8 protein-coding genes are annotated in these 11,886 nt (G+C 49.2%); 1 reads left to right on the forward strand and 7 read right to left on the reverse strand.

The features are described from left to right. Positions 1-103 precede the first annotated feature (103 nt). The 3 genes from AC1S52_RS24565 to AC1S52_RS24575 all read right to left on the reverse strand — a co-directional run bounded on the left by AC1S52_RS24565 (position 104) and on the right by AC1S52_RS24575 (position 3,156). Complete coding sequence (locus AC1S52_RS24565) at positions 104-1,471, reverse strand: DUF4760 domain-containing protein (RefSeq protein WP_482031673.1); 1,368 nt, start codon at positions 1,469-1,471, stop codon at positions 104-106. A gap of 1,119 nt (positions 1,472-2,590) precedes the next feature. After that, positions 2,591-2,728 carry a hypothetical protein gene (locus tag AC1S52_RS24570; RefSeq protein WP_482031674.1) on the reverse strand — a complete coding sequence of 46 codons (138 nt, stop codon included), beginning with the start codon at positions 2,726-2,728 and terminating at the stop codon, positions 2,591-2,593. A gap of 20 nt (positions 2,729-2,748) precedes the next feature. Continuing rightward, the gene (locus AC1S52_RS24575) at positions 2,749-3,156 is read right to left on the reverse strand and encodes a Uma2 family endonuclease (protein ID WP_482031675.1); all 408 of its coding nucleotides are present in this window, start codon (positions 3,154-3,156) and stop codon (positions 2,749-2,751) included. A gap of 611 nt (positions 3,157-3,767) precedes the next feature. On the opposite strand from AC1S52_RS24575, the gene pheT reads away from it, so the two are divergent. After that, the gene (gene pheT, locus AC1S52_RS24580) at positions 3,768-6,206 is read left to right on the forward strand and encodes a phenylalanine--tRNA ligase subunit beta (protein ID WP_482031676.1); all 2,439 of its coding nucleotides are present in this window, start codon (positions 3,768-3,770) and stop codon (positions 6,204-6,206) included. Between the two features lie 760 nt (positions 6,207-6,966). Here pheT and AC1S52_RS24585 read toward each other — a convergent pair. The 4 genes from AC1S52_RS24585 to AC1S52_RS24600 form a co-directional block, all read right to left on the reverse strand. Next, a complete protein-coding gene (locus AC1S52_RS24585) occupies positions 6,967-8,091 on the reverse strand; it encodes a tetratricopeptide repeat protein (protein ID WP_482031677.1) in 1,125 nt (374 codons plus the stop codon). 68 nt (positions 8,092-8,159) lie between these two features. Further along, positions 8,160-9,494, reverse strand: a complete 1,335-nt coding sequence (locus tag AC1S52_RS24590) for an SH3 domain-containing protein (RefSeq protein ID WP_482031678.1) — start codon at positions 9,492-9,494, stop codon at positions 8,160-8,162. A gap of 48 nt (positions 9,495-9,542) precedes the next feature. Further along, on the reverse strand, positions 9,543-9,917 hold the full coding sequence (locus AC1S52_RS24595) for a phage holin family protein (protein WP_482031679.1): 375 nt from the start codon (positions 9,915-9,917) through the stop codon (positions 9,543-9,545). Positions 9,918-10,050: 133 nt separating this feature from the next. Next, complete coding sequence (locus AC1S52_RS24600; protein ID WP_482031680.1) at positions 10,051-11,826, reverse strand: adenylate/guanylate cyclase domain-containing protein; 1,776 nt, start codon at positions 11,824-11,826, stop codon at positions 10,051-10,053. Between the last annotated feature and the right edge of the window lie 60 nt (positions 11,827-11,886).

Genomic DNA, 11,886 nt, shown 5'->3' on the forward strand with positions numbered 1-11,886 from the left:
TGTTAGTTTTCCTTGGAGTTAACCCAACTGACCAGATCGGCGTTCTCATAACCATTACTAACAGAAAGTTTGATATTCGACCGACTTGACTTAACTATCATAATTACGAATTACAGCTGAACCACTTTTCAGATTGTTTTTCTAAATCTCTATTTTTTCCGGTATCATAGTATACAGCGACAACTTTAGACTCAAAAATTTTATACCTCCTAACCCATTCATCTGTATGAAGATAAACTTCCAGATAAGATAAAGCTCCATCTTCTACAAAGAGAATAGCTCCTCCTCCAAAGCTCACATCCTCTAGATCAAAATACACGTCATCGATCTGGAATTTTTTGGGTTCAACCCTTAAAGGATTTTCTACTTTAAAATTAAGAAAAAAGCCGGCACCAGACTCTTCTCTAAGCTGAACAATGGAATGGCAGTAATATTGATCTCGTAAATTGGCAAGAATCTGATTTTCACCATCCAACAGCTTTTTCATAAGTAGCTCTTCAAATTCTGTCTTTTGAGGAGTTATTTGAATTTCAAGCTTTGAGTCGGCTAACTTCAATGAATGACTTGATCTACGACCTTTAGCTAAAATATGTCCGAAACGTCTGTAAGGAGAAGGTGGTGAACCCTGTTTCATCCATCTTGACGCCAAATACTCAAAGTTGGCAAATAATAAAAAATATTCAGGACTGTTCCTCACCTTTCGCCATCTTGCCATATTCAATAGACACCCAAGATCTGCATAGTTTTGAACCACAATATAGTAAAAAAAATCTCTCAATAAGTATTCATCTGCAATCCCAAACTTGACTTCTTGCCCCATCTGCTCAAAAAAATTAAGAATATTATTAAAACTATCTCGAAGAGGAGGCACTTTTTCTTTCTCTTCCTTATTTTTGCTTGTTATTTTCATGGGATCAACGATTTCTTCGGCTAGCTTTTCTTCATTGATGCCGACAAAAATATCTTCGATTGAATTAAAAATTTTTGCTCTCTCGCTCAGCAACTCATCTCTTCTGTTTAAAGTCTGCTCAATTTGTTTTCCTCGGTTCTCAGCCCAAAAAACTTTAATTTCTTTTTCTATCTCTTGTAGACGAAAATTCTTTTTATTTAAAAAGGACTGTAACAATCTTACGTCTTTCTTAGAGCGTTCTATTTCGCTACTGTGCCATCGCTCAATCAGTGAAGAAGAACGAAGTTTTCTCTGGCGGTGATATTCGCTGTTAACACTAAATGCAGTCTGCAACAAAGCAACTAGTGCAATTTCAGCACCTGCAATTTCCATAAAGTCTTTAATATTTCCTCTCTCGAAGCGTTTGATCTGAGGGATAGACCAGAAGAATACGAAGCCAGTTATAAATATGGGCAATGAGCAGACAAGCAAAAGATTAAGAAGACTTAAACGCAATAAGATATTTCTTGTAAACAGCCAAGTTCGTACTGTAATGTCAGTTTGAATTTCACTTTTGGTCATTTCGTCAACCCTCTAAAGTCATTTTTAAAAAACTGGCTTTTAGGAACTTTAGAAACAAAGCTTAAGGAATGATGATTTGGGGTGAGGTTCAGCCTCTTAAGCGTTTAGTTCTAGGACACACTTTCAATGTCAGTCATCCTCTGATTCTCTCGGTTGCAAAATTAATATTACGGGGGTTTTAGCATGCTCTAGAAATTGAAATGCTGAGTTGTCGTCTGTGCCGCCTACTAAGTAATTCCAAATTCGATGAGTATAAACTCTTGTCTATCTTGATTGGAATTATTTTCATCTTGAAGGTGCGTCAGCACCTGGATTGCTAACTATTAATTGGATTGACGGTGTCTACCTATCTAGCCTCTGAGGGATAATTAGGCTGAAATCTGTCTATCTAAGATCCCAAATCAGCGGATTAGGCTGACTCAGATCTACCTATGATCCCAAATCGGAGGATTAGGTAGACAAACTTCTATATGATAAGCCTCGTTTCCAGGATTAGATAGACGACTTCAGTAAATCTTCAGGTGAGAAAATTTAATATATACTGACACCATTTTATACAAGTATTTCTGGATGCGTAGGGGCATCACCAGACATGGAGTCTCGTCCTGAGAAGGGATTGGAGCAGGTACGTGAAATTATTCGGTTGAACCATTATTCCACCGCACTGAGGAAAGCGATGTTCAACTAGAGTCGCTGTACATTTTGTGACACAACAAGCGCCATCCTTGTGAAATGGGTTGCGTCGAAGTCGAAGCATTTCTTACTCATCTAGCTGTAGAGATTATTCCTGTCAAACGGAAAAGACTTGTATTCAATGGATCAAGCGCGCCATTGTGCGTGTTTCTCGATAATTATCTAGATTGCTGTGGCTATACCTGGCGGAGGAGTCCATCCGTGCTTCTCGATGGATTTTATGATCTCCTGAACGGAGCGCGAATCCTTTCGGTTTGTCGGCTCCTTTTGTAGCTCCTCATTAACGACTTGCCTGATCAGTTGTTTAAGGGCATCCACGGTCATATTCGCAACTTTTTCAGGTTGCATAAGCACCCCTGAAATTGGTTCTGACCTAAGTATAGAGGGATAGCTCAAACCAACTTGTGGAAGGGGGCGATCGCCCTCCTAAACTTTACCCAGACGCAACCAACCAAATAGCTCTCCAACCGTCAGTCGTAATCCACCGGCCATCTCAGGAACAGGCAACAATGCATCTGCCGCTTCTAGAAATTGGGGTTGTTGACCGGCTGGATAGATCAACACTGATCGCTCTTCGGGGTCAATTAACCAACTAAGCGACAGCCACGATTCAGGCAATGCAAAATATTAGTTGTGACTCTGGTTAAACTCTGCTCTGGTGACAGCATCTCAATTGTCCAGTCTGGTGCTGCCTCAAATCCATTGGCAATGTAACCATTTTCGTCAATCGGTATTCGTTCCCAGGCAAACACCGCCACATCCGGTACGATTGAACGTCCACCAAAGGTACACCTCAGCTCTGGGAATACCTGCACCGTAAAAGTTTCCTCCCCAACCGCGTTAATCACCGCGACCAGTTTTCCCTGAAGCTTGCTGGGTTTTCCCTGCGGCATGGGTTTCTGGATCACCTGACCGTTAATATACTCACTGGCAGGTTTTGTCTCCGGCAGTTTGAGAAACTCTTTCAGGGTGATGAGTTGAACGCTCTCCACGGGTTAGCTCTAATTGCTGTTAGTTATACCAATAGTAACCATCAGCAGAGCCTCCCGTTTTAGAATTAATCACATCAACGTGACAACCAGGCTCTCTCCCATACCGCATGCTCCAGGTTGATTGCCTGGTTGGACGATAAAACTGAGCTATCCAGGTACTTCCACTTTCCCCTTTATACCAAACAAGAGCCTTCTCCTCCTTGTACTGCATGACTTTGATAGACTTTGCAGGTTCCGTCAAACATCCCCGATTAACGTCCAATTGAATTGGCTCGAAAAACTCATTTCCATGTCTGAGGGAGAGGTACTCCCATTTGGGGTAAAGCGGCCAATCACATGCTTTCTGAAAAGTACGTCCACTACAGTAGGACCTGGAAAGAAACCACCCGCTGCCCATCATCAACACGAAGAAGCAAAGTCCAATAGAGATTGGTAGAAGAAGGATGAATGATGTCAGTTTTTGCATGGACAACTGGATGATAAATCAAAAGTAGACTACATCATCTATGAAGATAGTCCTGAATCGAGGGGCATCACCTCTCCCTATTTAGATTGAGACGGCTGAACGATAGAATAGTCAGGCTGGCATAGAAAGGGTTTTCAAGTAGCTCATGCGGATCTCTCTGAACTGGCTGAAGGAACTGGTTGACATAAATATGACCCCGGAAGAGTTGGCGGATCTGCTGACGATGGCTGGGTTTGAGGTCGAAGATATTGAAGACCGACGCACCTGGGCAGATGGAGTTGTGGTTGGTAAGGTGCTGACCTGTGAGCCTCACCCCAACGCCGACAAACTGCGGGTTTGCCAGGTAGACATCGGTGCCGAAACCCCTTCTAACATTGTCTGCGGTGCCTCCAACGTCAAAGCCGAACTTTACGTTCCCGTGGCAACTCTGGGCACCTATCTTCCCACGGTTGACCTGAAGATCAAGCCTGCGAAACTGCGGGGAGTGGCTTCCGAAGGCATGATCTGCTCCCTGGCAGAACTGGGACTGGCAAAGGAATCTGCCGGAATTCACAGTTTTACCGGGGATACCCTCAAACCTGGCACGGATGTCCGTCCGCTGCTGGGATTGGATGATGTCATCCTGGATCTGACCTCCACCGCGAATCGGGCAGATGCGCTCAGTATGGTTGGTATTGCACGGGAAATTGCTGCATTGAGGGGAGTAACGCTGAAGCTACCCCAACCGACCAAATTTTCCATTCCCGCAGGCAAAGGTAGCCTCAGCCTGAAAATTTCTGAAACAAAAGCCTGTCCCACCTACATTGGGACGGTGATTGAACAGGTGGCGATCGCCCCCTCGCCCCTCTGGCTACAACAGCGCTTGCAAGCTTTAGGAATTCGCCCAATTAATAACGTAGTGGATGCCACCAACTACATTCTGCTGGAATGGGGGCAACCCCTGCACGCCTTTGACCGCGATCGCCTACTCTCAGTCAGCCAGAAGAAAGGTTCTCTCCAAATTGGGGTCCGGTTTGCGGAAGCAGGGGAGACCCTCAAAACCCTGGATGGGCAGGAGCGCACCCTGACCGATCAGGCATTACTGATTACTGCCCATAACAAACCCGTTGCCCTTGCTGGGGTCATGGGCGGCGAGGAAACGGAAGTGTTTGACGGCACCCAGAACCTGATGCTGGAAGCCGCCTACTTTGATACGGCTGCCATTCGACGCTCTGCCCGCTCCCAGGGACTGCGGACGGAAGCCTCTGCCCGCTATGAGCGGGGAGTCAACCAGGCGGAACTGGAGCTTGCCTGTAGTCGAGCACTGGAACTGATTACGGAACTCGCTGGGGGGACGATCGCCGCTCAGGAAGTTGCCGATGCCGGGAATCAGGCTTCCTTCACCCGTTCAATTGAACTGCGCCTGGATCGGGTGAATCAGATTCTCGGTCCGGTTATGGTGGGGGAAGAAATTGGCGAACTGCAACCCTCGGAGGTGGAGCGAATTTTGATGGCTCTGGGCTGCTCCGTATCGCCCACCGAAAGTGAGCATGTCTGGACAGTCAGCGTTCCACCGTATCGTTACCGCGATCTGGAACGGGAGATTGACCTGATTGAGGAAATTGCCCGCGTCTACGGCTACAACAACTTCTGTGACACCTTACCCGATAAAACAGAACCGGGCTACCTGACGGTGGAGCAGACCTTGACTCGTAAACTGCGAGAAGTCCTGCGGGCGGTGGGCTTAACGGAGGTATCCCACTACTCCCTGGTAAAACCAGAGGGAGACCGTCAGATTGTTCTGTCGAATCCCCTGTTTACCGAGTATTCTGCCCTCCGCACCGATTTAATGTCCGGGTTAATTGATGCCTTTCAGTACAATCTCGAACAGGGGAATGGTCCGCTAAGTGCGTTTGAGATTGGTCGCGTCTTCTGGTCAGAAGAGGATGGATTGACCGAGGCGGAAGCGGTTGGCGGCATTCTGGGGGGCGATCCGACCCAGGGTAAGTGGCGGCAAGCCGGTCGGGAACAGCCGATCACCTGGTTTGATGCCAAAGGCGTATTGGAAAGTGTGTTCACTCGCTTGGGTATCACCGTCGAGTACCAGCCCGATCGCCGCGATTTCCGTCTCCACCCCGGTCGTACCGCTTCGCTGTGGGCGCGGGGCACCCGTCTGGGCACCTTTGGGCAACTCCATCCCCAACTGCGTCAGGAACGGGGATTGCCCGATGAGGTCTATGTGTTTGAACTGGATATGGATGTGCTGTTGAATGAAATGGATCAGGGGGAATCTCTGGTTGCACTTTACAAGCCGTTTTCGACCTACCCCTCTTCAGATCGGGATATTGCCTTCTTCGTGTCTAACCAGGTTTCGGTCGCAGAACTGGAACGGCTGATTACCAAGACGGGTAAGGGCTTGCTGGAGTCGGTTGAACTGTTTGATGAATACCGGGGTGAGAATGTCCCCGATGGGCAGCGGAGTCTGGCATTCCGGCTGGTCTATCGAGCGGGCGATCGCACCCTCACCGATGACGACATTGAACCCATCCATCAAAAAGTCAGAGAGGCACTGGTGGAGAAGTTCCGGGTTGATTTAAGGAGTTAAGCAAGAGGCTTAATTCTCCAAAAATATGAGGGCAAAAATTGCAGGTTGTTAAATCCTTATTCCTTAGTGGAGTATTAGTAAATCTTCTGTGCATTGCCTGACTCTGCCCTCACCCTAGCCCTCTCCCAAGTGGCCTACGGTGTATACATAAGTCCCAAAAGCAGAATCGGCAGGCAATCGCAGCGTTGGCGGTGGGTAGCAGAATCCTGCTTGGGGGGCTGCCCCCCAAACCCCCCGTTGCAGGGGACGGTTGCGTCCCCCGCACCCCCTCCAAAACGATGGACTCTTCTCACCAATGGCAACATTTATCCCTTTTGGTTTGAAAGCAAGAGCAAAAGGGCGGACAGGGGAACGGTTGTTTTTGGAAGATAAAGCCATCTGCGATTGATTCTCGTCGCGCTAGACTTAAAGCCCCAACGCCAGGCACTTTCGGGGGGTTTGGGGGAGTTAGGACCCCAAAAGGCGGGGGACTGGGGGGAAGTCCCCCAGAGCCAGTTTCTAACGAAGCCGAGATCTATATACACCGTAGCCCAACGGGCGAGGGGACAAGATTTCTAGCTTCCTTCTTCCTGGGGAGAAGGGCTGGGGATGTAGCTTGCTTCCCGTAGGGTGGGCGAAATACAGGTCGCAAAAAAGCTTGTCTAAACTTGCATTAGGGACTTACTGATAAATAACATTCCACTACTCATCCACCCATCCACCATCCACCCATCCACTCATAGACCCCCTCAAACTGGCATTTTATTTGCAGGCACATCTCTTAACCACACCCGGCATTCGAGGTTGTGCTGAGATGGCGGGCAGCTCTGGCAAGGTTTTGTTTTGCCCGTTCGTCGTTGGGGCTTATTTCCAGAACTTTTTTGAAGCTGGCGATCGCCGCTTCATACTGTTCCAGGCTCACTAATGCACTGCCCCGGTTATTCCAAGCTTTGTGGTCATCCGGTTGCAGTTGAATTGCCTGGTCGTAGCTGGCGATCGCCGCTTCAAATTGCCCCAGGTTTTTAAACGCAACGCCCCGGTTAAACCAGGCACCGTAGTGGTTGGGTTCAAATTTGAGTGCCTGATCATAACTGGCGATCGCTTGCTGATAATTCTGCTGCTTCATCAAACAGGTGCCACAGTGATACCAGGCACGCCAGTCATTGGGAGCCGTGATGAGAGCCTTGTCAAACCCAAACACCGCCTCCCGATAGCGTCCCAGTTGCTTCATGCAGAATGCCCACTGAAACCAGGAGTCGGCATCGTCAGGTTTGAGTCCCAAAGCTTTGTCGTAGCTAGCGATCGCCGCTTCATAATCCCCCAGTTCTCGCAAAGCATCAGCCCGTCCTCGGTAGGCTTCATAGTAGTCTGGCTGAAGTTCGAGCGTCTTGTTAAAGTTCTTGATTGCACTCTCAAATCGTCCGGTTGCATAGAGTACCAGACCTTCCGTGTACCAGGCATCGGCAAAGTCAGGCTGTAGGCTCAAAGCCCGTTGCAGATTCCCGATTGCATGCTGATAGTCGCCGGTCATGTAGTAAGCCAATCCCAGGCTATAGTGGGCATTGGGGAAATCGGGTTGAAGCACCAGCACTTGTTGCAAACTGGCAATGGACTGTTCATAGTGATGGGTGACATAGGCTGCCCAGCCCAGACTATAGTAAGCCAGGGACAGCGAAGCATCACAGGCGATCGCTTGCTCAAAACAAGCAATTGCTTCTTCGTGGCGACCCAGGCTAATGAGCGCATTCCCTTTCTCAATCCAGACCTCGTGACCATCGAGTTGGGCTTGAATGGCGACATCAAAGTGAAAAACTGCCGCTTCATAGTCTCCAAGTTGGCTCAACTCCAAGCCCTTCTGGAAACTGGTTGCCCCATTGGCACTCTCAGTCTGGACAGTCTGATTCATAGTGTTACGCTACCCTCACCCTGCGGGAACCTGCTCTCAGAGTTCCCAAACTGGTGGAATTTGCGACATTATCGACATCTTCCCCTTGCCCATTCCCGGTCGTAGGCGAGGGAGATTTCAGTACCGGGACGGGGACTGCCACCTGAGCGATCAACAACGGTAATTTCAGCCGAGGGAACGCCTGTGATCCGCCCCCGGTAAATGGGTTGTCCCTGTTCAGTTTCCCCAGCAGTTGTTAAATAGGCGATGGAACGGTAGCCAGTCTGACGGTTTCTGAACTCCGCTCGTCTGAACTGATTATCACGGGCTAAGACGGTGAAAGCAGTATCGCTAAAGATACTCCCAAAACAGCGCGTATCCCCTTGCTCTCCGCCGCCTTTTGAGTAATCAACAAATTCATACAGTTTGCCCCTTGGGTCAACCCGGCAATAACCCTCTGCACCCGTACTGGTAGACCAGATGACCTTGTAATTTTGGCTACGCTCACGGGAGTCGAGATAAACTTCGATTCGGGTACCCGGATATGCCCGTCGGGCGCGATCGCGACAACGATCCAGGGCAATCTGTCTGGGCGAAGGCTGGTCATTGGTAACGAAGGAAAGGATACTCCCATTGCGATTAACCCGACAGAACCCTGACTGTCCCGTGGTTGTCCACCAGTCCACCCCAAAGGTGCCATCCCGATAAGCCGAAGCCTCCCTTACATTAATGTTATACAGGGACAGCCCCAACTCACGGGCAACCCGATTTTCACAACTTCTCAATCCAACGGGAGTAATGGAGGAGTCTGGTGGCCGATCCGCTTCGTAAGTATTAGCGAACGACACCACCCAGCCGTTGATATCGACGGTGCAGGTGCCATAAGCCCCACTACTTGCCGACCACTTAATCACATAGCTACCATCCGAATTAAGCGACCCTGGGGACACCTGAATTCGGGTTCCCGGAAGCTCTGCTTCAGCTTGACTGCGACAGCGGCGGAGGGCTGTATCCGAGTCGATGGGTGGGCTGGTGTCGGGTGCCGGTGTAGAAGAATTATCTAAGAAACGGATCAGGGTTCCATAGACCCAACCCTTTGCATTGGCATTCTCAAACGTAACGTAGTACCAGGTTTTGCCGGTGTTGTCTTGCTGTTGCTGCGTCACTTGGACGCGATCGCCAATTGTCCCGTAATGGATGACAGCCGCCTGCATATTGGGCTGAGAGCGAATGTTGATCTGGCTTCCCTCCGGTAGCCCAGACAAAACCGCTACTCTACCAGAAGGCGTGGGCGTGGGCGTGGCTGGAATGGGCGTAGGCGATTCAGTTACCTCAGGAGTGGTCACAGGAGCGGTCTGAGGACCAAGGCTCCGATTAATTGCCTGGAACAATTCACAGCCACCAGTCCCCAAACTCAAAGCCATGGAGAGAAGCAAACCAGCAGTCCTGAACTTCATTCAAACCATACCGGATCAGTTAACTCGAAACAGCCCAACTGCGCCTAGAAGCCAGAACAGGATGCCATTGACAAAGCTAAGGGCGATCGCTCCCAACACCGCACTTAAAATCCCATTTCGTAGCCGAAAACCCTCTACGATTCGCGCCGATAGACCGAAGATGAGGGTATTCACAATCAGCCAGAGAATACCCAAAGTCAAAAAATTGAGAATAAATGAGCCACCTATCCAACCCAGCAACCCATTCAAAACACCGAAAACCACCCCAGAGATCACAGCCTTACTCAAACCATCGACCTCCACTCCCAGAAAAGGGATCTTAGAAATGATGATCAGACTAATTGCGGTCACTAGTGCCGTGATTAGAAAAGCAATGAGAAAGCCACCCATAGTAAAGATTCCTTCGTAGCTAAACAATTTACCCTCAGTAAACGGGAGGAACCGGGCAGTGTCAACTGGTGGAGCAGAGTTTTCCTAAATCAAAGCCCCCCAGACCTCTGAGGTTTTGCAAAATCTCGCAGGTCTAAGCCTGACGATCCTCTCTCCTCCCCACCAGCCAGTAGGTGACCATCTCCCCCTTGCCTTTGACAAAAATTTGACCCCGCTCTTCCAGAATGTACTGGTCTTTCAAAAGTTCGTAGGTGGTTTCCGTGACCTGGATTTTACCGGGAAGTCCCTGGGATTCCATCCGGGAAGCAACGTTGACCGTATCACCCCAGAGATCATAGCTAAACTTTTTGGTGCCAATCACGCCTGCAACAATGGAGCCACTGCTGATGCCAATGCGGAGTTGAAAAGGTTTTCCATGATCTGCATCAATGTGGGCAATGGCGTGCTGCATCTCTAGCGCCATTTCGGCGATCGCCGCCGCCGCCTTGGGGTTGGGAGAAGGCAATCCCCCAGCCACCATGTAAGCATCTCCAATCGTCTTGATCTTTTCCAATCGGTGTTGTTCCACCAGGTTGTCAAATTCAGAAAAGATTTGTCCCAGAAGTTTGACCAGATCCGTTGCCGGAACCCGGGCAGCAACCTTGGTGAAATCAACCAGGTCAGCAAACATGACGGTTACCTGGTCAAACCGGCTGGCAATCGTCAGGTGTCCTCGTTTCAGACGCTCGGCGATCGTCTGGGGCAAAATATTCAGCAGCAGGCGTTCTGCCCGTACCCGTTGCTGCCGCAGTTCTGCTTCGACCTGGCGACGCTCAGTGATATCCTGCACCGTCCCCTCAAAGTAAAGCAAGTTCCCAGCTTCATCCGGCACAGAGCGGACATTTTCAGAAATCCAGATGGTGCTGCCATCTTTACGAAACACCTGGGATTCAAAATCTGAAACAATGTTAAACATTCGCATGTAGGCAATAAACTCATCCCGTCGTTTAGGTTGGACGTAGATTTGTTTGCCAATACTGCTAACACTGGCGATTAAATCCTCTGGCGAGGCGTAACCGTAGATCCTTGCTAAAGAGGGATTAACGGTAATGTAGCGACCGTCAAGGGTACTTTGAAAAATCCCTTCAACCGAGTTTTCAAAAATACTGTGATAACGCTCCTCTGCTTGGCGCAAAGCACGTTCAGCTTGTTTGAACTCGGTCGTGTCCTTGACCATGGAAAGGATGCAATCCTGTCCCATCAAGTTCACAATCTCGGCAGAGATTAGTCCTGTTCTCGCTTCTCCAACCTTCGTGTAAAACTCAAATTCGCGGTTGTAAACGACTCCCGCATCTATCAACGCCTGGACAATCTTGAGCCGTTCCTCAGGATAGGTCCACAGGTTTAGCGCCTCAGAGGTTTTCCCCACCACTTCATCGGCACTATAACCCGTCATTTCACAAAAACTGTCGTTGACCTCCAGAATGTATCCTTCTGCCAGGGTTGTGATGGTGATGGAGTCAGGGTTGGAGTGAAAAATTTTAGTAAACTTCTTCTCGGACTCAGCCAGTTCTGCCTGTTTTTGAAGCGACTCCTGTAACTGCTGTGTCACCTGGTTGAAGGCATTGGTCAGACCTGCCAGTTCCTGGATCGGGCTATTGGTTAAGGGATGGGCGAAGTTGCCCCCGGCAATCTGCTGGCTATCCTGATTCAGCCTTTGCACTGTACGACAAAGCCAGTAGTAAACCAGGATTCCGAACAGGCTGGTCAACGTCAGCAGCACCAACCAGCCCCCAAGCATAACCGGGTAGGATATTTCAACTCGCCAGTTGGCATAGACAAGCAGCCCTGCGCTCAAACCAAATTGAACCATCAAGGGTAGGCTGAGAACTACCAATAAGGGAATTTTGCCGAATAACTTGGGGTTCACCGCGATCGCGCTCCACCTCAGGAAACGTTTCTCACTAACATGATTCCTCCATTAACCGGC

Source organism: Kovacikia sp. CALU 1929 (assembly GCF_056784235.1).

What these genes read in the sequence shown, in the direction of transcription:
- pheT (WP_482031676.1), top strand. Translation starts at nt 3,768, where the DNA reads ATGCGGATCTCTCTGAACTGGCTGAAGGAACTGGTTGACATAAATATG.
- AC1S52_RS24590 (WP_482031678.1), bottom strand. Translation starts at nt 9,494, where the DNA reads ATGGCTTTGAGTTTGGGGACTGGTGGCTGTGAATTGTTCCAGGCAATT.
- AC1S52_RS24565 (WP_482031673.1), bottom strand. Translation starts at nt 1,471, where the DNA reads ATGACCAAAAGTGAAATTCAAACTGACATTACAGTACGAACTTGGCTG.
- AC1S52_RS24595 (WP_482031679.1), bottom strand. Translation starts at nt 9,917, where the DNA reads ATGGGTGGCTTTCTCATTGCTTTTCTAATCACGGCACTAGTGACCGCA.
- AC1S52_RS24585 (WP_482031677.1), bottom strand. Translation starts at nt 8,091, where the DNA reads ATGAATCAGACTGTCCAGACTGAGAGTGCCAATGGGGCAACCAGTTTC.